The following is a 26,036-nucleotide window of genomic DNA, read 5'->3' as shown; positions in this document are numbered from 1 at the left end:
GCCCGGAACCAGCGTGGGAACCGGTCCGCCCACCGGCCCGCGCAGGAGCCGGGGGAGCGGCCGCCGTCACTTGCCGATCACCGCGTTCATGCTGTCGGCGAACTGCTGCGGGCTGATCGACAGCTGGAACAGCTTGGCGATGTTGTCCAGCAGCGCCTCGGCCTGGGACGGGCTGAGTGCCTGGTCCCACGACTGCCCGAAGGTCTTCGCGGTGCTGGAGGTGTCGTACACGAACTTCAGCCACGCGGCGTCGTTCTTGTCCGGTACGGCGGCCAGCTTGGACTCGGTGCCCTTGACCACCGGCACGCTGCCGGACGCGATCCACGCGTCGACCGAGGCGGAGTCCAGGGTGTTGTTCGCGAGGAACTTCTTCGCGACCTCCTTGTCGGCGTCGCTGGCCTTCGACGAGATCGACAGGTACTGCCCCGGGTTGCCGACCGTGCTGGTCGGGTCGCCCTTGCCGCCGTCGACCGGCGGGAAGTTCATGTAGCCGAGGTGGCCGCCGGTGACGAAGTCGCCGCCGTCGGCCTTCATCCCGCCGTACGTCCAGGCGCCGTGCAGCATCATCGCGGCCTTGCCGGTGTAAAGCAGAGCCTGGTCGGCGTTGGAGTCGGCCGTGATGGAGGAGAAGCCCTTGATGAAACCGTTCGCCTTGATCAGTTTCTGCATCTCCTCGAGCGCCTTGAGCGAGGAGGGGTCGGACCAGGCGTTCGCCTTGCCGTCGAAGATGTTCTGGAAGACCTCGCTGCCGCCGATCCGGTCGTACAGGAACTCCAGCCACATCATGTTCGTCCAGCGCGACTGGCCGCCGAGCGAGAACGGCGCGATCTTGGCGTCGTTGAACTTCGGTACGAGGTCGAGGATGTCGCCCCACGACTTCGGCGGCTCCGCGCCGACCTGCTCGAAGACCTTCTTGTTGTAGAACAGCACGATCGGCGTCGTGGTCTCCACCGGCATCGCGTAGATCTTGCCGCCGACGGTGGCGGCGCCGAACGCGGCCGGGAAGATCTGGTTCTTCAGCTCGGCGTTCTGGCCGAACCAGCTGGTCAGGTCCTCGACCTGGTTGGCGTCGACGTAGCTCTTCAGGCCTCCGCCGCCCCAGCCCCAGATCAGCGTCGGACCCTGGCCGGCGCCGATCGCGGTCTTGATCTTCTGCTTGAACGCGTCGTTCTGGAACTCGTTGGTCTTCAGTTGCGTGCCCGAGTTCGCGTCGTTGAACCGCTTGACCTGGGCCGCGCGGATGCCCTGCTGCGGCTGGCCGGTGAGGAACCAGTACGTCGCACCGGTGCCGGTGCTGCCGCCACCGGTCGAGCCACCGGTGCTCTGTGGACCGGAGGTGCCGCAGGCGGCCAAGCCGGCCGCGACGGCGCCGGCACCGGTCAGGCGGAGGAACGTGCGCCGAGAAGTCGTCATGGGATCCACCCTGATCTCCGAAATCCTGGCCGCGAAGACTTCACGGCGGTTAAGACTGTGTTTCGTAACGTAGGTTTCGGTGATGTGGCTGTCAAGGTCTTGAAACTTTCGACTTCAAGGCTGCACTGTTGGCGATACACACCGAGTTCAGTAGCGATAGTTTTCGATACCGCGCGGTGACTTTGATCGATCAAGAAGGAGACTTTCGTGGCAGCTCGAGACGATCGGCCGTGGCTGGACACCGCGCTCACGGCGGAGGAGCGGGCCGGGCTGCTGCTGGACGCGATGACGCTGCCGGAGAAGGTCGCGCAGCTCGGCAGCCGCTGGATCGGCAACGACATGGCCGAGGAGGAAGAGTTGCCGGCCGAGGAGACGCTGAACGTCGCGCCGATGCAGGACGTCTTCGCCCAGGGCGGTTCGGTCTCCCTCGAGGAGGCGAGCCGGAACGGACTCGGTCACCTCACCCGCGTCTGGGGCAGCGTCCCGTTGACGGTCGATGAGGGCGTCGCCGAGGTCGTGCGGCAGCACAAGGTCGTGCTCGCGGGATCGCGGCTCGGCGTACCGGCGCTGGTGCACGAGGAGTGCCTGACCGGCTTCACGACGTACGGCGCGACCGTCTACCCGACCGCGCTGGCCTGGGGTGCGACCTTCGATCCCGATCTGGTCGAGCGAATGGCCGGCGCGATCGGGCGTGACCTGGCCGCGGCCGGTGTGCACCAGGGGTTGTCGCCGGTGCTCGATGTCGTGCGCGACTACCGGTGGGGTCGGGTCGAGGAGACGATCGGTGAGGATCCGTTCCTGGTGGGGATGGTCGGGTCGGCGTACGTGCGGGGGCTGCAGAGCTCCGGAGTCGTTGCCACGCTCAAGCATTTCGCCGGGTACTCGGCGTCGCGGGCCGGACGCAACCACGGTCCGGTGTCGATCGGGCGGCGCGAGCTGCTCGACGTCGTGCTGCCGACGTTCGAGACGGCGATCGCGACTGGTGGTGCCGGGTCGGTGATGACGTCGTACTCCGATCTGGACGGGCTGCCGGCGGGGGCGGATCCGTGGCTGTTCACGGAGTTGCTGCGGGACGAGTGGGGTTTCGACGGGACGGTCGTCTCCGACTACTGGGCCGTGCCGTTCCTGGCGACGATGCACCGGGTTGCGGCGGACACCGATGCTGCTGGTGCGCTCGCTTTGAGTGCGGGGACGGATGTCGAACTGCCGGACACGATCGGTTTCGGGGACGGGCTGGTGAAGCTGGTCGAGTCCGGTGAGGTGCCGGAGGAGCTGGTCGATCGTGCCGCGCGGCGGTTGCTGGTGCAGAAGGTGAAGCTCGGGCTGCTCGATCCGGACTGGACGCCCGAGTCTTCTGTGCAGGCCGTCGATCTGGACTCGTCGGAGAACCGCGCGCTGGCGCGTGAGGTCGCGGAGCGCTCGATCGTGCTGCTGGACGCCGGTACGGCGTTGCCGCTGCAGGGCCATCGACGCATTGCTGTCGTCGGCCCGTGTGCCGCGGAGCCCAAGTCGTTCATGGGCTGCTACGCCTTCCCCAACCACGTGCTTCCGCGGTACCCGGACCGTGCCCTCGGCATCGAGGTGCCCTCGGCCCTTGATGCCCTCCGCAACGAACTTCCCGGGCCCGAGTTGCTGCACGCCCCTGGTTGCGAGGTGCTGGGCAACGATCGCTCCGGCTTCGCGGCCGCGGTCGAGGCGGCGCGCGCTGCCGACCTGTGCATCGCGTACGTCGGAGACCTGTCCGGTCTGTTCGGGCACGGCTCGTCCGGTGAAGGGTGCGACGCCGAAGATCTGCGGCTGCCTGGCGTTCAGGCCGAGCTGCTCGACGCGCTGCTGGACACCGGTACCCCGGTCGTCGTGGTGGTCGTGTCAGGTCGGCCGTACGCGCTGGGCGGCATCGCGGATCGTGCGGCGGGGTTGGTGCAGGCTTTCATGCCCGGTCAGGAAGGTGGCGCCGCGATCGCCGGCGTACTGAGTGGGCGGGTGACGCCCGGCGGCAAGCTACCGGTCCAGGTCCCGCGGCACGTCGGCGGGCAGCCCGGTACGTACCTGCAGCCGGCGCTCGGGAGCGCGGAGAGCGCGGGGATCAGCGGACTGGAGACCGTGCCCCTGTTCCCGTTCGGGTTCGGGGCGTCGTACACGACCTTCGAGATCGGCGCGCTGCGGCTGAGCGAGACCGAGATCCCGACCGACGGCGAGCTCACCGCGACCGTGCAGGTGCGGAACACGGGGGAGCGGGCCGGTGACGAGGTCGTTCAGCTGTACCTGCACGATGTCGTGGCGCAGGTCGCGCGGCCGCTGAAGCTGCTGATCGGGTTCGCGCGGGTGTCGCTGGAACCGGGCGCTGCCGTCGACGTGACGTTCCGCGTCGACGCCGACCGGACGGCGTACACGGGTCCGGACCTGCGCCGGATCGTCGAGGCGGGCGACATCGAGCTGCTGGCCGGAACTTCCTCGATCGACCTGCCCGCGCGCGGTACGGTGCGGGTCACGGGGGCGACTCGGGTGGTGGGGCACGATCGTACGATGGTGACCCCCGTCGGCCTGACGCCCGTCAGCGCAGCAGGAGGAGAGTGAGCAGGTGCCGTCGTTGAGAGGCCGGGTCACGCTGGCCACCGTCGCGGCCTCCGCCGGGGTCTCGGTCGCGACGGTCTCCAAGGTGCTCAACGGACGCAGCGACGTGTCGGAGTCGACCCGCGCACGGGTCCAGGAGATCCTCCGCGAGCACGAGTACGTCGGCCGCCGGCCGGAGCCGGTCGTCGACCGCGCCGCCGTCGAGCTGTTCTACCAGGGCGTGCTCAACAGCTACTCGCTCGAGGTGATCCAGGGCGTCGTCGAGGCCGGCCAGGCCGCCGACGTGGACGTCGTGGTGAGCGCGCACCCGGAGCGTGCGCAGGCCCGGTCGGCCTCGACCGGCCGCGCGGCGCCGTGGATCCGGGAAATGACCGCCAACGGGCGGCGCGCCGTCATCGGGATCACCTCGGAGCTGACCGCCGCCGACGTGGCCGCGCTCTCGCGGGCCCGGCTGCCACTGGTCGTGGTCGACCCGATGAACGTCGTACAGCCTGATGTCACCAGCGTCGGGTCGACGAACTTCGCGGGTGGGATGGCGGCGACGCAGCATCTGCTGTCGCTCGGGCACCGGCGGATCGCCTACCTGGGTGGGCCGCCGACGTCGGGCTGCAACCAGGCCCGGATGAACGGGTACCGCGGCGCGATGGAGGCCGCGGGAGCTCCGGTGCCGAAGGACTACGTGTGGATGCGGGAGTTCCTGTACGACGACGGCCTGGCGGGCGGGGCCGCGTTGCTCGACCTGCCGGATCCGCCGACGGCGATCTTCGCCGGGAGCGACGAGGTCGCGCTGGGTGCGATGGAGGCCGCGCGGGCTCGGGGGCTTCGGGTGCCTGAGGATCTGAGCGTGGTCGGATTCGACGACACGCAGGTCGCGCGGCTGGCTTCGCCGCAGCTGACGACTGTGCGGCAGCCGATCCGGGAGATGGGTGCGGTTGCGCTTCGGACGGCGTTGCAACTGGCGGCGGGGGAGAAGGTCGACTCGCATCACGTGGAGCTGGCGACCCAGCTGATCGTGCGCGACTCGGCGACGGAACCGGCGCGGGTCAGCTCCTAACTCGGTGCCGGGCCGGTGGACTCGCGGATGATCAAGCGAGGCACCAACGAAATCTGCTGACGCGGAGCTTCTGGGTGCTTCAGTCGTGCGCGGAGTACGTTGACCGCGAGCCGGCCGACCTCAGACTTGGCCGGTGAGACCGCAGTCAGCGGTACGTCGGACAGATCGGCGACCTCGTCGTCGTAGCTGATCACCGAGAGCTGCCGGGGGACCTCGATCCCGCGCGCGAGCGCCGCGGTGAGCAGCAGGTTGGCCTCCCGGTCGGCGAAGCAGATCACGCCCGTGACGTCGGCGCCGAGGACGTCGTCGAGCAGTCGGTCCGCGTCCGCGGTGCTCCAGCGCTCGGTGGACCGGGTCAGGACGACGTCGTCCTTGAGCCCGGCGTACACCTGTGGTGCGGTGTGCGGCCCGGGCCTTTCGAGGTAGCCGATCCGGGTGTGGCCGAGGCTCTTCAGGTGGTTGACCGCGGCTCGTGCCCCCGCCGCGTGGTTGGAGCCGACGAACTCGTGCACGGTCGCCGGATCCTCCAATCCGCGCTCCACCAGCACCATCGGCAAACCGAAGTCGTCGTGCACCGGTTCGTCGGGTGCGACGATCAACCCGGCAACGCCTGCCTTGACGAGGCTTTCCAGGGCCTGGCGTTCCTCGGCCTGGTCCCACTCCGTGCTGCGCAGCATCATCTGGCCGCCGTGCTCGGCGAGCTCGCGCTCGATGCCGACGATGATGCGCGGGTAGTAGTACGTCATCGACGGTACGGCGACGCCCACCACCGGGCCGACGACCTGGTCGGCGATGTACATGCCCGAGCCCTGCCGCCGGTAGACCAGCCCGTCCTGCACCAGCAGGTCGACCGCCCGCCGTACGGTGTTGAGACTGACGCCCTGCTCGACGACCAGTTGCTGCTCGGTCGGCAGCTTGCCGCCCGGCCAGCGCAGCCCGGCGATCCCGCGCCGCAGCTCGTCGGCGAGATGACGCGCCTTCTGCCCGCGCGCGACCGGCTCTGTGCTCACACGGAGGAGCCTAGCGGCGCGCCTAGGCAAAGTCATTAGAATGAATCTATTGACCAAAGGAATGACTAGGGCCAGACTCGTTCGACAGTGACCCCGCCGACCCCGAGGAGACACTGTGCGACGCCGGACCTTCCTGACGCTCTCGACCGCTGCTGCCGCGGCCACCACGCTCACCCTGCCGACCGCCGCCTTCGCGGCGCCCGCCGACTTCGCCGCGCTGCGCGCGAAATGGGCCGCCGACCTCACCGGCCGCGACGTGATCGACCCCGCCGACCCGGACTTCAAGGCCGCGCTCGACCGGATCGACGCCGCCGTCGCGTCCTCGCTCACCAAGCTCGACCGGTCCGCCGGCCGCAAGCTCGTCTTCACCGACCAGCCGCTGACCGCCGACCCGTCCGTGGCGAACACCTATGTCCGGCTCGAGCAGCTGGCCACCGCCTGGTCGACGCCCGGCTCGGCGTACTACCACGCGCCCGCGCTGCTGGCCGACGTACTGGCTGCTCTGGAGTCGATGAACACCCTGATCTACAAGGTCGGAACCGTTGAGTTCGGCAACTGGTGGTCGTGGGAGATCGGCGCGACGCGACCGCTCGCGTCGACGATGGTGCTGCTGTACGACGAGCTCCCGGCCGAGGCACGAGCGCGCTACTGCGCCGCGATCGATCATTTCGTCCCCGACCCGTACTACATGTTCCCGCCCGCGCGGCGCGCTCTCTCGACCGGAGCGAACCGCGTCGATCTCTGCCAGGCGATCATCGTCCGCGCGCTGGTGACCGACGACGAGGCCAAGCTCGTGCACGCGCGCGACGGTCTGAGCGACACGTGGCAGTACGTGACGAGCGGCGACGGGTTCTACCGGGACGGATCGTTCGTGCAGCACACGTGGGTCGCCTACACCGGGACCTACGGGCACGTGCTGCTGAGCGGGATCGGCAAGCTGCTCGCTCTCCTGGCCGGTTCGCCGTGGGAGGTGACCGACCCGAAGCGGCAGATCCTGTTCGACTCGGTCGCGAAGGCGTACCTGCCGGTGGTGCACGACCTGCGGATGACGGACTTCGTCCGCGGGCGGGCGGTGTCGCGGTCGAACGCGTCCGACCACGACGACGGCTACACCGCGGCGGAGGCGATCCTGCGGCTCGCCGGCGGGGTCGACGCGGCGCTGGCCGCGCGCTGGCGGTCGGCCGTGGCCGGCTGGGTCCGGCGTGACACGTACGGGAACATGTTGACCGGGGCAACGATCCCGCGGGTGGCGCTGGTGAAGTCGCTGGCCGGGGTGACGCCGGCGGCGGAACCGGACGGGCACACGCTGTTCGCGAGCATGGACCGGTCGATCCACCGGCGCGGCGGGTGGGCCTACGCGATCTCGATGGCGAGCCAGCGGATCTCGTACTACGAGGCCGGCAACGGCGAGAACGACCACGGCTACCACACCGGGTCGGGGATGACCTACCTGTACGACCGGGACAACGGGCAGTACGCCGACGCGTTCTGGCCGACGGTCGATCGGTACCGGCTGCCTGGCATCACGGTCGACAAGCTGCCGCTGCCGCCGAAGGCCGGGGGCGAGTGGGGTGCTGCTCGACCGGTGAACGCGACGTGGGTCGGTGGGGCGACGCTGGGTGGGTATGCGGCGGTCGGTCAGGATCTGGAGGGACCGTCGTCGCCGATGCGGGCTCGAAAGTCCTGGTTCTGCTTCGACGAGTACGTGGTTGCCCTCGGCGCCGGGATCACCGGGTCCAGCGGGCATGCGGTGGAGACGGTGGTCGAGAACCGCAATCTGCATGCTGGGGGCACCAACAAGCTGGTGGTGGACGGTGCTGTCCGCGTTGCCGGCTTGGGTGACACAGTGTCGTTGCCGCGAGCACGCTGGGCGCATCTGGAGGGCGTCGCCGGCTACGTGTTCCTGTCCGGGGCTTCGGTGCGTGCGGTGCGGGAGGCGCGGACGGGATCGTGGCGGGACGTCAACACCGGTGGTTCTCCGACGCCGATCACGCGGCGGTACCTCACCCTTTGGATGGACCACGGGGTCGATCCCACCAACGCGTCGTACAGCTATCTGCTGGCACCTGGTGCGAGCCTCGCGAGAACGCGGGAGCTCGCGCGATCTTCGGCTCTCCGGGTGCTGGCCAACACGGCAGACGTCCAGGCGGTCACGCGGTCCGGTCTGACCATGGCGAACTTCTGGCGCGCGGGGCGCGTCGGCAATCTGTTCGCCGACAATCCTCTGTCGGTGGTCCAGCGGCAGCGCGGCAGAGACTTCGAGTTCGCGCTCTCCGACCCGACCCAACTGGCCACCACGATCCGCCTGCGACTGCTCCTGCCAGGCGCGCGAGTCCTCCAGGCCGACGAGGGAGTAACCACCCGCCGTACGCCGCTGGGCGTGGAGATCACCGTGGACGTGAAGGGCGCCGCCGGCGCCACCCGCGTCGTCAAGGTGCGCCTGGGGTAAGCGAACGAGATGGGGTCTGGACCCCATGGGCCGGCGGTGCGGCGGCGGCGAGACTCGACGGACAAGGTTTGTTGCCGTCGGCGTGGATCGCCGGCGGGACGAGAGTCGAGGTGACTGATGTCCGCACCGCTGGTGATCGACGGGAAACGGGACGGTGTCATGCAGGCAGGTGATATCGCTGTCGGCGTGCCGACCGTGACCGTGACGGACCCGGTGGCCAAGGCGGTGCGGATGATGGCGGTCGGGCGGCTCCCGGGGCTGATCGTCGTGGACGAGCAGTCCCGGCCGACCGCCGTCCTGCCCGGCTCCCAGGTCCTCCGGCTGGCGATCCCCGGCTCCTTCCAGGAGGACCCGATGCTCGCCCGGACCGTCGACGAGGCGAGCGCCGACTCGTTCTGGCGCGAGCTCGGCAACTTGACCGTCGGCGACTGCCTCCCGCGCCAGCCGTTGCGCCCGGCCACGGTTGCGCCCGACGCGACCCTCCTGGAGATCGCCGCGTTGATGGCCCGTCTGCGCAGCCCGCTGGTCGCGGTCGTCGGCGCGGACGGCGTACTGCTGGGTGCTATCACCCTGGAGCGATTACTGACCAGCTTGGCGGTCACCGGTCCCGGCGAGCCGCCGCCGGTCTGACGTGCGGCCGTACCTCGCGCTGGCGATCTTCGCGCTGGCGTTCTTCTTCATCGCCACCGAGAAGGCGAACAAGGTCAAGGTCGTGCTGCTGGCGGCCGCCGCGATGGTCGTGCTCGGGCTGGCGCCCGGCTCGGAGGTCTTCTTCTCCGAGCACGAGGGCATCGACTGGAACGTCATCTTCCTGCTGCTCGGGATGATGATCATCGTCGGGATCATCAAGCAGACCGGCGTCTTCGACTACCTCGGCATCTGGGCGGCCAAACGTTCCCGCGGCGAGCCGTACCGGTTGATGGTGATGCTGATGGTGATCACCGCCATCGCCTCGCCGTTCCTCGACAACGTCACCACGATCATGCTGGTCGCGCCGGTCACGGTGGTGATCTGCGACCGGCTCCGGATCCCGGCCCAGCCGTACCTGATCGCCGAGGTGCTGGCGTCCAACATCGGCGGCGCCGCGACGCTGATCGGTGACCCGCCGAACATCATCATCGGCAGCCGTGCCGGGCTGACCTTCAACGACTTCCTGGTGCACATGGCACCGATCGTGGTGGTCGTGTTCGTCGCCTTCGTGCTGCTGAGCCGGTTCCTGTTCCGCAAGTCGTTCCGCTACAACCCGGACGAGGTCGCCGCGGTGATGGCACTGCAGGAACGCCGGGCGATCAAGGACGGCCCGCTGCTCGTGCGCTGCCTCGTCGTACTGGCCCTGGTGGTCGTCGGCTTCGCGCTGCACTCGGTCCTGCACCTGGAGCCGTCGATCGTGGCGCTCGTCGGAGCCGGAACGATGATCCTGGTCTCGAAGGTCGACGTCCCGGAGGTGCTGCGCGAGGTCGAGTGGGCGACGCTGGTCTTCTTCATGGGCCTGTTCGTGATGGTCGCCGGCCTGGTGCACACCGGGGTGATCGAGACGATCGGTCACTGGGCGGTCGAGCAGGTCGGCGACAACTACCTGGTCGCGGCGACCGCGCTGCTGTTCGGCTCCGGTGTGCTCGGCGCGTTCTTCGACAACATCCCGTACGTCGCCACGATGACGCCGGTGGTCGAGGGAGTCGTTGCCGAGGCCCCGGATCCGGCGACCGGGCAGTCGTTGTGGTGGGCATTCGCCCTGGGCGCCGACTTCGGCGGCAACGGTACGGCGGTGGCCGCGAGCGCCAATGTGGTTGCCCTCGGCATCGCGACGCGGACCGGTCACCACATCACCTTCTGGCAGTTCACCCGGTACGGCATCGTGGTGACCGCGCTGAGCATCGCGATGGCCTGGGTCTACGTCTGGCTGCGGTACTTCGCGTGAACCAGCTCGAGGTCGATGGCGTCGACCAGCACGCCCTCGATCTCCACGCCGTGCCCGGCCTCCCATGCGCTGCGCTCGATCGTCGTCCGCACCCGCAGTACGTCCTCGACGTCGTGATCGGCGAGCAGCCGGCGCAGCAGGTCGCGCACCTCGGCGAGCGTCGTACCGATCGGGTCGGCGAGGGAGCCGGCGACGACCGGGTCGGCAACGCGCAGTACGGCGGTGACCAGAAGCTGGACCTGGACGCCGTCGCGGGTCAGCGCCGAAACCCCGATCGGCAGATGCTGGGCGTCGCGCGGCAGAAGCCGGCACGCGTCGAGGCCGGGGATCCGCAGCGCGAGGCCGGTGGTGACCACCCGACGGACCTGTCCACGCCGAGTGATCACCAGCCAGTGCCGGTTCGGTGCCACCCGCAACGACCCGACCGCCAGCGCCGCCAGGCCGACGACGCCGGTGACAACGAGCCGGTCAGCGGAGTCGCTGGGCGGCAGGGTGGACAGAATCGGAAGGAGACTCATGGTCAGCTCCTCGCTTGGTGCGGCGAGACGGTCGGAGTCCAGGACCGCCCGCCGCGCCTCCAGTCTGGCCGGGCGCGACGGGCAGCGCCATGAGTGCTACCACCCACCTTCGGCGGGCTGCGTGGACAGGACGGACCCGCTGGGCGAAGGTGGAGCGATGACCTCTGGGATGCGGCTACCTCTGTACTGGCGGGTCTGTCTGATCAACGGTTTGCTGTTCGTGGTCGGGACGATGGCGCTCGCGTTCCTGCCGGTGACCGTGTCGGCACGGGTCCTGGTGTCCGAGGCGATCGTGCTGGTGCTCGGGCTGACCGCGATCGTCGGGCTGAACTCGTTGCTGCTGCGGACGTCGCTGGCGCCGCTCGACCGGCTGGTGCGGATGATGGACGAGGTGGACCTGCAGCGGCCGGGGCAGCGGTTGCCGGAGGGCCGCAGCGGGGTGGCGACGAAGCTCGTGCGGAGCTTCAACGCGATGCTGACCCGGCTCGAGACCGAACGCGGGACGAGCAACGCGAAGGCGCTCGCGGCCCAGGAGGCCGAGCGGCATCGGATCGCGCAGGAACTGCACGACGAGATCGGGCAGAGCCTGACCGCCGTACTGCTCGGGTTGAAGCGGCTGTCCGACCGGGTGCCTGCGGAGTTGGCCGACGAGTTCCGGCTGGTGCAGGAGACGACGCGCGCCGGGCTGGACGAGGTCCGTGAGGTCGCGCGGCGGCTGCGGCCCGGCGTACTGGAGGATCTTGGACTGCACAACGCGCTGGCCGCGCTGGCGACCGAGTTCTCGTCGCACGGGATGCGCGTCCGACGGGTGTCGTCGCCGGGGCTGGCGCCGCTGGCGCCGGAGACGGAGCTGGTGATCTACCGCGTCGCCCAGGAAGCGCTCACCAACGCGGCCAGGCACTCGGGCGCCACCGAGGTCGAGGTCTCGCTGCTCCGGCAGGGGAACCACGTGGTGCTCGGTGTCGAGGACAACGGCAGAGGCTTCCGCGGTGGAGCCGAGGGAGGAATCCAGGAAGGCGCCGGCATGCGTGGCATGCGGGAGCGCGCTCTTCTCGTCGCCGGAGAGCTGCGGATCGGGCCCGGGCAGCGTGGAGGAGTCCGGGTGGAGTTGAGGGTCTCGTGATCCGCATCCTGCTGGCCGACGACCACGCGCTGGTACGGCGTGGCGTCCGGCTGATCCTCGACAGCGAGCCCGACCTGACGGTCGTCGCTGAGGCCGGCGACGGCGCGGAGGCGGTCGAGATCGCGCGGACGACGCCGATCGACCTCGCCGTACTGGACGTCGCGATGCCGCGGATGACCGGCCTGCAGGCCGCCCTGGAGCTGTCGCGACGCCGCGAGCCACCGCGGATCCTGATGCTGTCGATGTACGACCACGAGCAGTACTTCTTCGCCGCGCTCAAGGCCGGCGCTTCCGGCTACGTCCTGAAGTCGGTCGCCGACCGCGATCTCGTCGACGCCTGCCGCGCGGCCGGCCGGGGCGAGTCGTTCCTCTACCCGGGCGTGATGAGCACGCTCGTCCGCGACTACCTCGATCGAGTACGCCGGGGGGAGCGGTTGCCCGGCCAGGTCCTCACGCCCCGCGAGGACGAGGTGGTCAAGCTGATCGCCGAAGGCCATTCGTCCAAGGAGATCGCCGGGGCGCTCACGATCAGCGTCAAGACCGTCGAACGCCACCGCGCGAACATCCTGCAGAAACTCGGCATGCGCGACCGCACCGAACTCACCCGCTACGCGATCCGCGCCGGCCTGATCGAGCCCTGACTCACCGCGCCAACTCGGACCGAGAGCTCACCCCAAGCTTCCGCAACACCTTCGCCACATGCTGCTCCACCGTCCGCGGCGACAGGAACAGCACCTCGGCGATCTCCCGATTCGTGTGCCCGCTCCCGAGCAGCCGGGCGACCTCCTGCTCCCGCGGCGACAACTCGGTCCCGTACCCCTTGCGCCCTCGCCGCGACGGCGCCGTCGCACCGCGGCTGCGCAGTTCGTGCCGGCACCGAGCAGCGTCGTACGTCGCGCCCAGGTGATCGAACGAATCCGCCACCACCGCAAGCTCCCTCAGCCCCACCGACTCCTCAACTACAAGCTGACAGCCCGCCGCCCGCTCGGCGACCAGGGCAGCGAAGTACGGCGCCAACACCTCGTCGTACTCCCGCTGAGTCGCCCGATAGAGCGCGATCGCTGCCGTCAGATCGCCGTCGGCCTCGGCCACCTGCGCCCGCCCGCACCCCACAGCGATCCGGCTCAGCGGCGCATCCAGCCCATCGACCTCGAGATCCAACTCATCCAGCACCCGCTGCGCGTCATCCCGCCGTCCGACGGCAAGCAACGCGCCCATCGCCGCCGGCACGATCTCGCCCGCCCAGGCCCAGACCTGCTTGCGCCGAAGCAGCCCCAGCCCACGCTCGGCCGAGTCCACCGCAGCGGGAAGCCGACCGCGCGTCAACTCCATCCACGCCTGCAACGCGAACCCACCCAGCGCCACCGGCGCAATCGCGTCGGCCGGATTAGGCACACCAGTCGCGGCCAGGTGCTCCTCCGCCTCACCCCACTCGCCGCGTGCGACCGCCAACCCGGCCAGGGCGAGCGACACCTCGCTGGTCACCGGGAACAGATCCCGGTACTCGTCGAGCAACTGCCCGGCCCGCTCGTCCAGCCCGGCCCACTGCCCGGTGATCCAATCGACCCGGGCCTGCGTCGACCGCGCCGTACTGACGACGAACGGCGCACCGGAGTCCGTCGCGAACTGCATTCCGCTCCGCAGCAGCTCACCGGCCGTCGCCAGATCGCCGATCGCGGCACAGGCATCGGCCAGGTTGCAGTGCAGCCGGGCCAGCTGCCGCTGCTCGGCCGGTTCCTCGGTCGGCCGGTTCAGTACGGCGAACGCCTCCCAGACCCGCCCGTCGCCGGCGTGCAATCGCGACGCCAGCAGGTTGGCCTGCAGCGACGTGGTGAGCACGGGATCGGTCGTCGTCCGCAGGCCCTCTTCAGCGCGGACCGACCAGCGGCGGGTCTGCTCGAGAGACGCCGTACCGAGCCAGGGCTGCGCCAGCACCGCGACGCCCTTGGCCACCAGGTCGGGACGCGCGCCGAGATCGGGGATCGCGCGTTCGATCTCGGCGCGGCCGGCCGCGACTCCGCCGTCGGCGCGGATCAGCAGCAGACCGGCGTAGAGGCGTACCTCACCGCGTACGGCGGGGGAGAGGCGGTGATCGATGAGCAGCCGGCGGAGCGTGTCCATCGGATCGGTCTGGTCGAGTCCGGTGTACGCCGCCAGACCGAGCTTGGCGGCGAGCCGGTCGACGGCGGCGCTCGGCAGATCCGGCTCGGCGAGCAGGCGCTGGAGCAGCCGGGTCGCGGTCGAGGTGTCGCCGATCTCGGTGCCGCGGTCGGCGGCTGACTCGGCGTACCGGCGCCAGTCCTCGGTCCGGCCGGCGTGCCGGCTGTGCTCGGCCAGCTGCAACTGCGGTTGGGGATCGGCGGTGGCGAGCAGATCCGCGATCCGCCGGTGCAGTCCCTGGCGACGCGGACCTGGCAGGCTGTCGTACACGGCCTGCCGGCCCAGGGCGTTCCGGTACGCGTACCGCCCATCGCCCGCCTCCCGCAGTACGCCGGCCGAGAGCGCTTCGGTGAGCGCTCTCTCGACGAGCTCCGGCGGCAGCTCGGTGATCCCACCCAGCAGCTCGATCGTGACCGGTACGCCGAGCACCGCGGTCGCGCAGCTGACCGCGCGGGCCTCCGGGGCGAGGCTCGACAACCGCTCGTTCATCGCGTCCCGCAGCAGCGCCGGCACCTCGACGTGGTCGAGCAACCGCTGGGTCGTCCGGCCGTCGATCGGTTGCGGCAACGTCCGAACGGCCTCCTCCACGACGAACGGGATGCCCGCGGTCCGCTGGTAGAGCAGCGTGGCCAGGTCCGTGCCGATCGTCTCCGCACCGAGGATCGCGGCGGTCAGCGCGCGGACGCCCGCGACGTCGAGGGGCTCCAGGGCGACGATCGCGCTGGGCAGGCCGATGGGCGGCCGGTACGCCGTACCGAGTGGTGGTCCGGTGGTCAGATCCTCGCGGCGGTAGGTGACCACGACGGACAGGTTGTCCGGCGGATCGGTCATCAGGAAGCGCAGCAGCTGGCGCGACCCGTCGTCGGCCCAGTGCAGATCCTCGATCACCAGCAACGCGGGGCCGGCCGCCGTCAGCAGTTCCCGGACCGCCCGGAACACCTGATGCCGCTCGGTCGCGGGATCGCCGGCGGGCCGACGAGCCTCGGGGAACCGGTCGGCCAGCTCCGGCAGCAGCGGCCGGAGCACGGCGGTGAGCGGCGAGAAAGCGCTCTCTGTACGCTCCGGGAAGTCTCTCAGCGCCTCGATCACTGCGCCGTACGGGAACGGTTCGCGCAGGGGCTGGCAGTAGCCGATCAGCCGGTGGAGTCCGGTGGTCTCCGGCTGCTGCAGCAGCTCCCGGACCAGGCGGCTCTTGCCGATGCCGGCCTCACCCTCGATCAGCGCGACCGACGCGCCACGGCCGACCGTGCCGGTGAGCAGGCGCAACTCGGCCTCCCGGCCGACCAGCACCGGTGAACTCGTTCGGACCAACCGATCGATCGCGCGGGCCATGGGCAGCTCCCGGTCCAGGTGGAGTGAGCCTAGACCGCGGCGGCGGCAGGGGAAACCGATCACGCGTGTCCAAAAGTCGCGTACCCCTACCTACTGCCGCCCGGATTGTTCGGCTCCGGGCCCCGGGCAACAGTGTCCGGACCGGTCGCCCGCCCTCCCGTCCCCGGCGGCCGCGCTCCGGCGGCCGCCCGCCGCCGGGTGGAACGAACGGAGATGACATGACCGCCCATCTGTCTGTGCGTCACGGGGCCTTCGGCGCGATCGCGTGCGTCGGCCTGGCGTTGCTCGGCCCGCCCACCGCCGGCGCGGCCACCGTGCCCGAAAACCTGAGTCCTTCGATCCGCAGCGCCGGAGCCCCCGGCGCGATCCCCGGCCAGTACATCGTCGTCCTGAAGGACGGCGCCCGCAGTACCGCGTCGACCTTGGCCACCCGGTACGGCGGCCAGGTGAAGCTCACCTACACCACCGCCCTGCGCGGCTTCTCCGCGCGGCTGTCCGAGGCCGAGGCGCTCCGCCTGGCCGCGGACCCCGAGGTCAAGTACGTCGAGCAGGACGGCATCGCCAAGGCCGTCGACACCCAGCGCAACCCGACCTGGGGCCTGGACCGGATCGACCAGGCCAACCTGCCGCTCAACCAGGCCTACACGTACACGACGAAGGCCACGAACGTCACGGCGTACATCGTCGACACCGGGATCTACAAGACGCACTCCGACTTCGGCGGCCGCGCCACGGACGGCTACGACTTCATCGACAACGACGCCGTCGCCCAGGACTGCAACGGCCACGGCACCCACGTGGCCGGGACGGTCGGCAGTACGACGTACGGCGTGGCGAAGGGCGTCGCGCTGGTCGGCGTCCGGGTGCTCAACTGCCAGGGCCAGGGCGAGTGGTCGCAGGTGATCGGCGGCATCGACTGGGTGGCGAAGAACGCCAAGAAGCCCGCGGTCGCGAACATGAGCCTCGGCGGCGAGGCGAACTCGTCGGTCGACGACGCGGTCAAGCGCGCCGTCGCCACCGGGGTCAGCTTCTCGGTTGCTGCGGGCAACGACAACGGCGCCAACGCCTGCAACACAACCCCGGCCCGGACGCCGGAGGCGATCACCGTCGGCTCGACCGACAACCAGGACAACCGGTCGGGCTTCTCCAACCTGGGCTCGTGCCTGGACCTGTTCGCGCCCGGCTCGGGCGTCACCTCGACCTGGAACAACGGCGGGACCAACTCGATCAGCGGTACGTCGATGGCCACCCCGCACGTCGCCGGCGCGGCCGCGCTCTACCTGGCGGGCAATCCGACCGCCACCCCCTCCGCGGTCGCCTCGGCGCTGACCACCAACGCGACCCCGAACGTGGTCAAGAACCCGGGCAGCGGCTCGCCCAACAAGCTGCTGAACACGACCTTCATCGGCGGCGGCGACCCCGAGCCGCCGACCTGCGCAGGCGGCGCGAGCACGGAGGACGCCGCGATCCCGGACGCCGGCGCGGCCGTCTCGACCGCGACCACGATCACCGGTTGCGACGGCAACGGCACCAGCGCGACCAGCGTCAAGGTCGACATCAACCACACCTACACCGGTGACCTGCAGGTCGACCTGGTCGCGCCGTCGGGCGCCGTACTGAACCTGCGTCGTCCCGGCGGCGTCGGATCGGCCGACGGGCTGCACCAGACCTTCACCGTCAACACGTCGGGGGAGAAGCGCAACGGCACGTGGAAGCTGCAGGTCAAGGACGTCTACCGCTTCGACACCGGCACGCTCGACGGCTGGTCAATCAACTTCCAGCCGACCGCGGTCAGCTACGAAGGCGACGTCGTACCGGCTCGGCACGACGGTCCGGGGGCGTCGTTCTACAACGGGCAGAACGCGACGGTGAGCGAGTTCCCCGCGATCATCGCCGGACTGCGGGCCGGTGGGACCCGGCCGCAGGGCCAGACCTGCACCGGCTCGGTCGTTGCCCCGCGCAAGATCCTGATCGCCGCGCACTGCGCCGACGCGGCGGGGGAGAAGAGCTTCCTGTACGGGCTCGACGACCTGAACGCCGGCGGCGGCACGCGGGTCGCGGTGGTCGACTACAAGAAGCACCCGCGGTACGTGAACTTCGACCAGGGGTACGACGTCGCGGTGGTCACCACGGCTCAGGACATCCCGGTGGCCGGTGGCCAGTACGCGCAGGTCGCGACCTCGGCCGACGCCGGACTGGAGCGGCCGGGCGGCAGCGGGCTCGGCTTCGGGTACGGCAAGAAGGACTTCGACGACACCAGCCGCGACGTCACGCTCGACAAGGCGACGCTGCCGGTCGTCGACGGATCGCAGGTCTGCAACGGCGTCGGCGCCGGGTTCAAGCCCGCGACGATGGTCTGTGCCGGGTACGCCGACGGCCGCACCACGATCCTTCCCGGCGACAGCGGCGGCCCGTTGATCGTCCAGGGCAAGGTCATCGGGGTCGCGTCCTGGAGCCGGTCGGACTTCCGCTGGTACAGCGTCTACGGGCGGCTGACCAACGAGATGGGCGACTGGGTCAAGCAGCAGATCGGCGACGCGCCGCCGCAGGCCGACTTCCGGGTCGGTGTCCAGCCGGCCGCGGTGAAGGTTGCTGCTGGCAAGTACATCTCGACCACGGTGACCAGTACGGCGGGGCAGAGCGGCGCCGAGAACGTCAGCCTGACCGCGTCCGGTGTCCCGTCGGGGGCGAAGGCAACCTTCCAGCCCGAGTCGATCAGCACCGGCGCGGCGGCCAAGCTCACGCTGGAAGCCGGTACGGCGCCCGCAGGGAATCACACGGTCACGATCACCGGGACCAACGCCGCCGGCAAGACGTCGACGGCGACGCTCACCCTCACCGTCGAGGGTGATCAGCCGCCGACCGGCGACGTACAGGTCACTGCCACGCCGTCGAGTGGTTCGGTCGCTCGGGGCCAGCTGGCCCAGACGACGGTGAAGGCCTCCGGTGGCACCGGCAACCTGACGCTGACCGCCACCGGCGCTCCGGCCGGCACGCAGGTGTTCTTCAACCCGGCGACGATCGGGCAGAACGGGTCCAGCAACGTCTGGTTCTTCACCAACTTCCAGACGCCCGCGGGCACCTACCCGATCACGGTCACCGCGCGGTCGGCGGACGGGAAGACCGGTACGACGAGGTACACGCTGACGGTCACCCGCTGACGGTTCGGGTTGCTGTGTGAACGCCGGGTCACCCTTCGGGACGGCCCGGCGTTCGGGTCGCGCCGCGGGCGTCGTACGGGCAAGCTTGGACACGATCCGGAAATCCCTTTCCGACCGTGCGCAGAGAGGACCGACCGATGCTCGAGCCCGTCGTCGCCAAGGGTCAGCTGACCGAGACCGACCGCTTCATCTTCGAGTCGTGGGGCTACTTCGTCATTCCGAACGTCCTGAGCAAGGAGGAGGCGGCCGAGGCCTACGACGTTTCGCAACGGCTGCACGAGAGCCGCGACCGCGAGTTCGGCCAGATCGGGCGGACCTACGAGAGCGAGCCGGCGCTCGAGCGGCTGATCGACCATCCTGACGTGCTTCCGAAGGTGCAGGGACTGCTCGGCGATCGATTCGTGCTGCAGGCCGGCTGGAACACCATGCAACCCGCGCACGCGGGCAACGGCGGCTGGCACCAGGACGGATCGTCCGCCTTCGACTTCAAGGACCTGGGCTACCCGGTGCCGCTGATCCAGCTCCGGGTGTCGTACCTGCTCACCGACCAGACCGTGCCCGGTATGGGCAACATGGAACTGATCCCCGGCAGCCACCGTTCACGGGTCCCGCTGCCCGACTCGATCCGTCAGAGCAAGGGCGACATCGGGATCGGTCATGTCATCTGTGCCGAGGCCGGGTCCGCGCTGGTGTTCCACAACGGCGTCTGGCACCGGACCTTCCGCCACGACGGCGATTACGACCGCTTCACCACTCATTACGTCTACAGCCCGCCGTGGGTCCGCGCGGCGGACCGCTTCGGCAACGACCCCGAGTTCCTCGAGCGCACGACACCCCTGCGCCGCGCCCTGATGGGAGAGTTCGCCCGCCCGGACGCACCGTTCGGCGCCAACTACGAGCCACTCCCGATCTGACCGACCCCGATCAGCCGGCCTCCCGCTCGGGAGGCCGGTGCACCAGCACCCGTCCTTCAAGTACCGGCCACCGACTCAGTTCTGTCGGGTTCCCGGTGAGTCGCGGTCAGATCGCGCACTCGATACAAGCAGTCGCCGTCGGCCGGGCCAACAGCCGCTCGACGGCGATCGGCCGTCCGCAGTCCGAGCACACGCCGTACCCACCCCTCTCCAACCGCCCCAACGCACCGTCCAACTCCTCCAACCGCTGACGCGCGTCCTTCAGGAACGTCCCCGTCTGCGACCGCTCGAACGCGATCGTCGACCCCTCCGGATCGTGCTCGTCGTCGGTCGACACCAGCCGCGACGCCTCGACGATCGCCTCGAGATCACCGGAGAGCGCGCTCACCCGATCCGCCGTCCGGGCACGCTCCGCGGTGAGCAGCGCGCGCAACTCGTCGTCGGCCGGTGGCATTCGGATCTCCTTCAGTACTCTGCGCCCATGATCACCTGTGTTGTCGAGTACGTCATCGACCCGGCGAAGATCGCACAGTTCGAGGAGTTCGCGCAGCGCTGGATCGAGCTGGTCAACCGGCACGGCGGGACCCACCACGGCTACTTCCTGCCCTCGGAGGGTTCGTCGGACAAGGCCCTGGCGCTGTTCAGCTTCCCGAGCCTGGCGGCGTACGAGGAGTACCGGCAGCTCTTCGGCGTCGACCCCGACTTCGTCGCCGCCGACCGGATCCGCGACGAGTCGGGCTGCGTCCTGCGCTACGACCGGTCGTTCATGCGGCCGTTGCTGCCGTAGACGAGCGGACGGGCCGCAGGCGTGGTGCCTGCGGCCCGTCCGAGAGGTGGCGCTGCTACTGGATGTCGTCGTCCTGACCGTCCAGCCCGTCGAGCTTGTCCTTGGCGAAGTCCGTGCCCTTGTCGATCTTGTCGCCGTGCTCGCCGCCGGTCTTCTCGTCGGCGAAGTCACCGGCCTTGTCGAGCCCGTCGCTGACCTTGTCGCCGTGGTCGTCGACCGCGCCGGTGGCCTTGTCCTTGAGGTTGTCGAAAACGCCCATGTCGCCGGACTTCCTTCCTGGTTGTCGCGCCCGGCCGGTTCATCGCCCCCTCCGCAGGGCAGCGAGACCGGACGCTGCTGACAGGTCGTACGACGGTCTGGTGCCCATCCGACCCGTTGCCAAACGCAAGCGGATGAACCCGCTGGTCAGAGCGGAACGCCTCCTGTCCGAAGGGTTTCCGTGGGCAGATTGTTGCCTGTTTCATCAGGTTTCCGCGCTAAAAGGTGGACGCGACAACCTTCGCGGCGCCGGCCACCAGCCGGTCGTCCTTCTCCGCCTCGGCCGTGCGCCGGTTGGAGAACACCGCGACCACGATCGGCGCCCGTCCCGGCGGCCAGACGACGGCGATGTCGTTGCGGCCGCCGTACGTCGAGGCCGAGCCGGTCTTGTCGCCGATCACCCACCCCTTCGGGAAGCCGGCCCGGATCATCGTGTCGCCGGTGGTGTTCGTCTTCAGCCAGGTGGTCAGCTGGGTGCGCTCCGGTGCGTCCAGCACGTTGCCGAGCACGTACGCGCGCAGATTCTTGGCGAAGGCGCGCGGCGTACTGGTGTCGCTGGTGCTCTTCGGGTCCCAGTTGCTCAGCGTCGGTTCGATGTTCTCCATCTGGGTCACGGTGTCGCCGAGGCCCTGCAGGATGGCGTCGAGTGCCTTGGGGCCGCCGAGCTCGGTGAAGAGGAGATTGGCGGCGGCGTTGTCGCTGTAGCGGACGGTCGCGTCGCAGAGCGCCGACAGCGTCATGCCGGTCGCGACGTGCTTCTCGGTGACGGGGGAGTTGGGGACCAGATCCGCTGTGGAGTACTTGATCAGCTTGGTCATGCCGGGGAGCTTCTTCTGCCGGAGAACGGCGCCGCAGGCAAGGGCCTTGAAGGTCGAGGCGTAGGCGAAGCGGGCGTCGGCGTTGTAGGCGATCTCCTGACCGTTGCCGGTATCAACGGCGTACACGCCCAGGCGCGCGTCGAACTGCTTCTCCAGCTGCTTGAACTGACTTGTGTACGGCGTGGCCGCTGCTGTCGCCGTACTAGTAGTACTGCTGACAGGTGCTGCGGGGGAGGAGCTGTCCGAGGTGTCGGCGCCACACCCTGCGACAGGCGCCACCGTCAACGCGATCACCGTCGTGACGATCCTGCGAGTCCTCTGCTGAATGGTCGACCTCCCGTTCTGGCTCGTCCACCGCGACGAGCTTCCCCGCTACTCCACCCGCCCGGACCCATGCAGGTCCAATGCGCAAACGCTTGTTCTGATGCTGGTTCGGCATACCATGATGCAGGTGGATCTGGTCGGAGCATGTCGCGCCTTCGTCAGCGTGAGCGAACGGGGGAGCTTCACCGTGGGCGCCGCCGCGCTGCGGATGTCCCAGTCGGTCGCGTCCCGCCGCGTCGCCGCCCTCGAGGAGCGGTACGGCGAACGCCTCTTCGAACGCACGGCCCGCCGAGCCGTCCTCACCCCGTTCGGTCGCGAGCTGCTGCCCGCGGCCCGCCAGCTCGTCCGCACCGCCGACGTACTCGACCATGAAGCCGAGGTCGCCAAGCGGCGCCCGTGGCGCCTCGCCGTACCGGGTGTCTGCTCCACCGCCTCGCTGGCCCAGCTGATCGCCGAGGCGCGGCTTCACGACGTCGTACTGGAAGTCCAGGTCGCGTCCGCCTCCGAACGAACCGACCTCCTGCACTCGCAACAGGTCCGAGCCGCCCTGCTGGCCACCCCGCCCGACGAGTCCCAGTGGTCGGTTCCCTTGGGTCTGGCCGGCGACCTCGAGGTCACCCGCGTCTTTATTGCCACCCTGCGCCCACCCCGTACGACGACCGCCCGGTCGCGGACGTCCTCCCCGCCCGCGCGGCGGATCTGGATCCAGCCCGAGGACGACGTACCGCACATCCGTGACCCGCTCACGCGGCTCCGCGACGCCGCCGGCCTGCGCCCCACGCAGGTCGCGATCGCCCCCGACCTGACCACCGCCGTCGCCGAGACCCTCTGCTCCCGCGACCTCCTGCTCTGCTCACCCGACCAGGCCGCAGGCCTCGGCCTGACCTGGCGCCCGATCGGCGACCTCACCCTGACCCGCGGATTCGCCCTCACCGCAGCCCCCGCGGTCGACGTCGACTTCTTCCACACGCAGCTGTCCGACGCCGTCGCCCGATGCCTCGGAGTACAACCATGACCGAAAGCCTGCTTCGCGCCGTACGCCAAGAACTCACCGACGGTGGTCTCGAGGCCGGCCTCCTCGTCCGCGATCTGCAGACCGGCGACGAGCTCGGCCTCGACCCCGACGTACCACTCCCGTCGGCCTCCCTCGTCAAGGTCCCGCTGGCGCTGGCCACCCTCGAACGCATCCACCGCGGCGACCTCGACGGCGCCCGGACGATCGAAGTCCCACCCGGCCAGATCGCCGTCCCCGGCCCGACCGGGCTGAGCCGGTTCCGCCACCCGTCCTGGATCGCGATCGACGACCTGATCTACCTCAGCACCTGCCTCAGCGACGGTACGGCGGCCGACGCGCTCTTCGACCTCACGCCACCGTCGTACGTCACCGATCTCCTCCGCAGCTGGGGCCTCGACGGCATCTCGGTCCGCCACCCGATGAGCGACCTCACCGACACCCCCGCCGACCGCCTCGACGAGACCCACCTCGCCCACACCCTCGCAATAGATGCCGCCAGCAACATTCCACAGCTCGACCCCACCCGCGCCAGCTCCGGCAGCGCCCGCGCGTACACCGACCTGCTGCAAGCCCTCTGGACCCCGTCCGCCATCCCGGCCCCGATCGCAGCGTCTGTCAGGAGTCTGATGGCCCACAACCTCCACCGCCAGCGCCTGACCCCCGACTTCTCCTCCGACGCCACCACCTGGTCCTCCAAGACCGGCACCCTCCTCAACCTCCGCCACGAGATCGGCGTCGCCGAACACGCCGACGGCACGTCGTACGCCGTCACCGTCCTCACCCGCTCCACCGTCCCCGCCGCCACCCAACCCGCCGCCGAGTCCCTGATGTCCACCGCCGCCCGCACCCTCCACGACCACCTCCGCCAACTCTGACCCACCACCACACCCGCCCCACCAGCCCCACCCTCCTCCCCACGACACCCCCAGCCCCCCGATGTGAATTTCCCCCAGAACCTTTGCTACTGTTCTCCGGTCGGCGCCACTAACTAGTGCGCGGACCACCCGTCCGGGTGGCGGAATAGGCAGACGCGCTAGCTTGAGGTGCTAGTGCCCTTTACGGGGCGTGGGGGTTCAAGTCCCCCCTCGGACACGCAACTTTGTTCACACGCGGGTTGATGGAGACATCAGCCCGCGTTTTTGCGTTGTCGTACGTCATCGCGCTTCAACGGCCCTCTTCTCGGCGGCCGTGGCCGTTGTGCTGACTCGCCGGCCCCTCGGGGTCCCAGCCGGCTTCGAGCGCCCGCTGCAGCCGCACTCTGGTCGCCTCGGCCGCCTCAGCTTGCGCGACTAGACTTACATACGTTAGTTTACGGGTGTATCACCGATCGGTCAGATCGCGAGTCCCGTGAGGAAGGAAGATCCTGATGAGCGCACGAGGCAAGCTGTTGAAGTGTGTTGGGGTTGCCGCACTCGGTGCGGTGGTGTCGGTGGCTGTCCAGCCGGCGGCGATGGCTGGTGGGAGTCGTCCGGCTCCCCGGAACCTGCAGGCCTGCGGTGGGGTGACGGTCGACAGGAAAGCCCCGGTGATCAGTACGGCGAGCGTTGTGGTCAAGGCGCCGCTGACGAAGATCTGGAGGCTGCACACCGACGTCGACCAGTGGTCGCAGTGGATTCCCGAGATCACTCCGGCCAAGAAGAAGACGCCGGGTCCGCTGCGGGCGGGATCGGTGTTCGAGTGGTCGCCGCAGAACATGAAGGTCGAGTCGAAGGTCGTGAAGGTGAAGACCCTGCGGTGTACCGCGTGGGGCGCTCCGGTGAACGGCATCACCGGCGTTCACCTGTTCACCTTCAAGCCGGTGCGCGGCGGTGTACTCGTCACTACTGAGGAGTCCTGGGCCGGCCCTCCGGTCGACGCTGACGTGGCCGGTGCCCAGGCCAGTCTCGACGCCGGTCTGAAGGACTGGGTGCTTCGCCTGAAGACCACTGCCGAGAAGGGATCCGTCTGCTCCTGATCACGACAGGAGAAGACGCAACCTCGCCTTCGCGGTGTAAATTTACGCAGATGAACCCAACCGGCGCGACCGAGCCCACTGCGGTCGAGCGAGCGCACGTTCGCAATCGTCGAGGCCAGGGCGGCCGCCTGCGGGAGGACATCATCGACGCGGCCGTGGCGCTTCTCGACGAGACCGGAGACGAGCGGTCGATCACCTTGCGGTCGGTCGCTCGCAAGGTGGGCATCGCCGCTCCGTCGATCTATCCGCACTTCTCCGACCAGCCGAGGATCATGCTCGCGGTGGTGCAGCGGGAGTTCGCCGGCTTGGAGGCCTATCTGCGGAAGGCTGTCGAAGAAGCCGGTGACGAGCCACGGGATCGCTTGCTCGCCATCTGCCGGGGCTATCTCGAGTTCGCGCGAAAGTATCCTCAGCGGTATCGCACCATGTTCGGCGGTCTGTGGATGCCGCCTCTGGGTGAGGGCCACTCGTTGTCCGAAGAGGACACGTTGACCCTTGGCCAAGGCGCTATCCAGCTCCTCGTCGACGCCTTGGCCGAGTGTGTCGCTGCCGGGCAGTCCGAGATCACGGACCCGCCTCTGGATGCCGTGGTGTTGTGGATGAGCCTGCATGGTCTCGCGCACCAGCGGGCCGTCAGTCGCGGCTTCCCCTGGCCCGAGCACAGCATCGCTGACGCGATGGTGACCCGGATCGCGCGCCTGACAGAAGCCTGATCAGGCGGAGCCGGTGCGTGCGGCTGACCTGTCGCTTCGGAGAATGCTGTACGAGACCATGTCGTGGTACTCGCCGCTGCGGAACTGGGCGCCTCTGAGGATGCCTTCACGAACGAACCCGGCCTTCTCCAGAGCGCGTTGCTCGGCGAGGTTCAGGATGTTGGTCTGAGCATCGATCCGGTGCACCTCGGTGTGGTCGAAGAGGTACTCGACCAGAAGTTCCTGGGCGCGGGTACCGATGCCCGCGCCCTGCGCTTCGGGGACCAGGCCGATGCCGATGTTCCAGCCGCGGTTGAGTGGACCGAAGGGCGTCGACCGCCAGGTGACCGAACCCACCGCCTCTTCGCCGCGCCGGACCATCAGTGTTCCCGAGTCCGCGCCGAGCAGCCCGTCCTGTGACCACCGGCGCTGTGCCCGGGCGGGATCGGCGTACCCGAACCACTCGAAGGCTGAGCCGGCCGCCGGCCAGGTGTTGTGCAGCCGTGCAAGGAGGGACAGGTCAGCCTCTGTGACCGGATACAGCTGTACCTGTTCAGCCATA

The 26,036-nt window shown here is 69.4% G+C and carries 22 protein-coding genes and 1 tRNA gene; 15 read left to right on the top strand and 8 right to left on the bottom strand.

Translation table 11 applies throughout. The features are described from left to right. Window positions 1-66 precede the first annotated feature (66 nt). A complete protein-coding gene (locus HDA39_RS13235) occupies window positions 67-1,413 on the bottom strand; it encodes an extracellular solute-binding protein (protein ID WP_184795513.1) in 1,347 nt (448 codons plus the stop codon). A 207-nt stretch (window positions 1,414-1,620) separates the two neighbouring features. Here HDA39_RS13235 and HDA39_RS13230 point away from each other — a divergent pair, with 207 nt between their 5' ends. Together HDA39_RS13230 and HDA39_RS13225 are read left to right on the top strand one after the other, a co-directional pair. Beyond that, window positions 1,621-3,990, top strand: coding sequence for a glycoside hydrolase family 3 N-terminal domain-containing protein (locus HDA39_RS13230; protein ID WP_337925733.1), 2,370 nt, complete (start codon window positions 1,621-1,623; stop codon window positions 3,988-3,990). Between the two features lie 4 nt (window positions 3,991-3,994). Continuing rightward, complete coding sequence (locus tag HDA39_RS13225) at window positions 3,995-5,041, top strand: substrate-binding domain-containing protein (protein WP_184795512.1); 1,047 nt, start codon at window positions 3,995-3,997, stop codon at window positions 5,039-5,041. Here the strand turns inward: HDA39_RS13225 and HDA39_RS13220 are convergent. Continuing rightward, window positions 5,038-6,051 (bottom strand): substrate-binding domain-containing protein, encoded by a 1,014-nt coding sequence (locus tag HDA39_RS13220; protein WP_184795511.1) that lies wholly within the window; start codon window positions 6,049-6,051, stop codon window positions 5,038-5,040. The genes HDA39_RS13225 and HDA39_RS13220 overlap by 4 nt on opposite strands. 115 nt (window positions 6,052-6,166) lie before the next feature. Here HDA39_RS13220 and HDA39_RS13215 point away from each other — a divergent pair, with 115 nt between their 5' ends. The 3 genes from HDA39_RS13215 to HDA39_RS13205 all read left to right on the top strand — a co-directional run bounded on the left by HDA39_RS13215 (window position 6,167) and on the right by HDA39_RS13205 (window position 10,418). Next, on the top strand, window positions 6,167-8,500 hold the full coding sequence (locus HDA39_RS13215; RefSeq protein ID WP_184795510.1) for a polysaccharide lyase family 8 super-sandwich domain-containing protein: 2,334 nt from the start codon (window positions 6,167-6,169) through the stop codon (window positions 8,498-8,500). A 117-nt stretch (window positions 8,501-8,617) separates the two neighbouring features. Then, complete coding sequence (locus tag HDA39_RS13210; protein WP_238356042.1) at window positions 8,618-9,130, top strand: CBS domain-containing protein; 513 nt, start codon at window positions 8,618-8,620, stop codon at window positions 9,128-9,130. A 1-nt stretch (window position 9,131) separates the two neighbouring features. Next, a complete protein-coding gene (locus HDA39_RS13205; protein WP_184795509.1) occupies window positions 9,132-10,418 on the top strand; it encodes an SLC13 family permease in 1,287 nt (428 codons plus the stop codon). Here the strand turns inward: HDA39_RS13205 and HDA39_RS13200 are convergent. Then, window positions 10,391-10,936, bottom strand: a complete 546-nt coding sequence (locus HDA39_RS13200) for an SPFH domain-containing protein (protein ID WP_184795508.1) — start codon at window positions 10,934-10,936, stop codon at window positions 10,391-10,393. The two genes, HDA39_RS13205 and HDA39_RS13200, sit on opposite strands and share 28 nt — an antisense overlap. A gap of 157 nt (window positions 10,937-11,093) precedes the next feature. Here HDA39_RS13200 and HDA39_RS13195 point away from each other — a divergent pair, with 157 nt between their 5' ends. Then, window positions 11,094-12,059 carry a HAMP domain-containing sensor histidine kinase gene (locus tag HDA39_RS13195; protein ID WP_184795507.1) on the top strand — a complete coding sequence of 322 codons (966 nt, stop codon included), beginning with the start codon at window positions 11,094-11,096 and terminating at the stop codon, window positions 12,057-12,059. Continuing rightward, complete coding sequence (locus tag HDA39_RS13190; RefSeq protein WP_337925732.1) at window positions 12,056-12,700, top strand: response regulator transcription factor; 645 nt, start codon at window positions 12,056-12,058, stop codon at window positions 12,698-12,700. Before HDA39_RS13195 ends, HDA39_RS13190 begins: the two co-directional genes overlap by 4 nt. Window position 12,701: 1 nt before the next feature. Here HDA39_RS13190 and HDA39_RS13185 read toward each other — a convergent pair whose 3' ends face one another. Next, complete coding sequence (locus tag HDA39_RS13185; RefSeq protein WP_202892988.1) at window positions 12,702-15,551, bottom strand: ATP-binding protein; 2,850 nt, start codon at window positions 15,549-15,551, stop codon at window positions 12,702-12,704. A 218-nt stretch (window positions 15,552-15,769) separates the two neighbouring features. On the opposite strand from HDA39_RS13185, the gene HDA39_RS41835 reads away from it, so the two are divergent. Both HDA39_RS41835 and HDA39_RS13175 read left to right on the top strand, forming a co-directional pair. Further along, complete coding sequence (locus HDA39_RS41835) at window positions 15,770-18,712, top strand: S8 family serine peptidase (RefSeq protein ID WP_202892987.1); 2,943 nt, start codon at window positions 15,770-15,772, stop codon at window positions 18,710-18,712. A 137-nt stretch (window positions 18,713-18,849) separates the two neighbouring features. Then, complete coding sequence (locus HDA39_RS13175) at window positions 18,850-19,626, top strand: phytanoyl-CoA dioxygenase family protein (protein ID WP_184795506.1); 777 nt, start codon at window positions 18,850-18,852, stop codon at window positions 19,624-19,626. A gap of 106 nt (window positions 19,627-19,732) precedes the next feature. Here HDA39_RS13175 and HDA39_RS13170 read toward each other — a convergent pair whose 3' ends face one another. Next, entirely contained in the window at window positions 19,733-20,080 is a 348-nt protein-coding gene (locus tag HDA39_RS13170; RefSeq protein WP_184795505.1) for a TraR/DksA family transcriptional regulator, read from the bottom strand. A gap of 27 nt (window positions 20,081-20,107) precedes the next feature. Between HDA39_RS13170 and HDA39_RS13165 the strand changes: the two genes are divergently transcribed. Beyond that, entirely contained in the window at window positions 20,108-20,413 is a 306-nt protein-coding gene (locus HDA39_RS13165; protein ID WP_184795504.1) for an NIPSNAP family protein, read from the top strand. 55 nt (window positions 20,414-20,468) lie between these two features. Here HDA39_RS13165 and HDA39_RS13160 read toward each other — a convergent pair whose 3' ends face one another. Continuing rightward, window positions 20,469-20,672 (bottom strand): antitoxin, encoded by a 204-nt coding sequence (locus tag HDA39_RS13160; protein ID WP_184795503.1) that lies wholly within the window; start codon window positions 20,670-20,672, stop codon window positions 20,469-20,471. Window positions 20,673-20,889: 217 nt separating this feature from the next. Further along, complete coding sequence (bla, locus tag HDA39_RS13155; protein ID WP_184806016.1) at window positions 20,890-21,816, bottom strand: class A beta-lactamase; 927 nt, start codon at window positions 21,814-21,816, stop codon at window positions 20,890-20,892. Between the two features lie 97 nt (window positions 21,817-21,913). On the opposite strand from bla, the gene HDA39_RS13150 reads away from it, so the two are divergent. From HDA39_RS13150 to HDA39_RS13130, 5 genes are all read left to right on the top strand, one after another. Continuing rightward, on the top strand, window positions 21,914-22,828 hold the full coding sequence (locus HDA39_RS13150) for a LysR family transcriptional regulator (protein ID WP_238356041.1): 915 nt from the start codon (window positions 21,914-21,916) through the stop codon (window positions 22,826-22,828). Continuing rightward, window positions 22,825-23,703, top strand: a complete 879-nt coding sequence (locus HDA39_RS13145) for a serine hydrolase (protein WP_184795502.1) — start codon at window positions 22,825-22,827, stop codon at window positions 23,701-23,703. The genes HDA39_RS13150 and HDA39_RS13145 overlap by 4 nt, the downstream gene beginning before the upstream one ends. 131 nt (window positions 23,704-23,834) lie before the next feature. Beyond that, window positions 23,835-23,920, top strand: a tRNA-Leu gene (locus tag HDA39_RS13140). A gap of 274 nt (window positions 23,921-24,194) precedes the next feature. Beyond that, window positions 24,195-24,782 carry an SRPBCC family protein gene (locus HDA39_RS13135; RefSeq protein WP_184795501.1) on the top strand — a complete coding sequence of 196 codons (588 nt, stop codon included), beginning with the start codon at window positions 24,195-24,197 and terminating at the stop codon, window positions 24,780-24,782. A 50-nt stretch (window positions 24,783-24,832) separates the two neighbouring features. Next, window positions 24,833-25,495, top strand: a complete 663-nt coding sequence (locus tag HDA39_RS13130; protein WP_184795500.1) for a TetR/AcrR family transcriptional regulator — start codon at window positions 24,833-24,835, stop codon at window positions 25,493-25,495. Here HDA39_RS13130 and HDA39_RS13125 read toward each other — a convergent pair whose 3' ends face one another. Beyond that, window positions 25,496-26,035, bottom strand: coding sequence for a GNAT family N-acetyltransferase (locus tag HDA39_RS13125; protein ID WP_184795499.1), 540 nt, complete (start codon window positions 26,033-26,035; stop codon window positions 25,496-25,498). It lies immediately after the preceding gene. Between the last annotated feature and the right edge of the window lies 1 nt (window position 26,036).

Origin of the sequence: Kribbella italica (assembly GCF_014205135.1) — a bacterium.
GTDB classification, from domain to species: domain Bacteria; phylum Actinomycetota; class Actinomycetes; order Propionibacteriales; family Kribbellaceae; genus Kribbella; species Kribbella italica.
The sequence above is the reverse complement of the archived record's forward strand: the minus strand, read 5'-3'. Positions and strand labels throughout refer to the sequence as shown.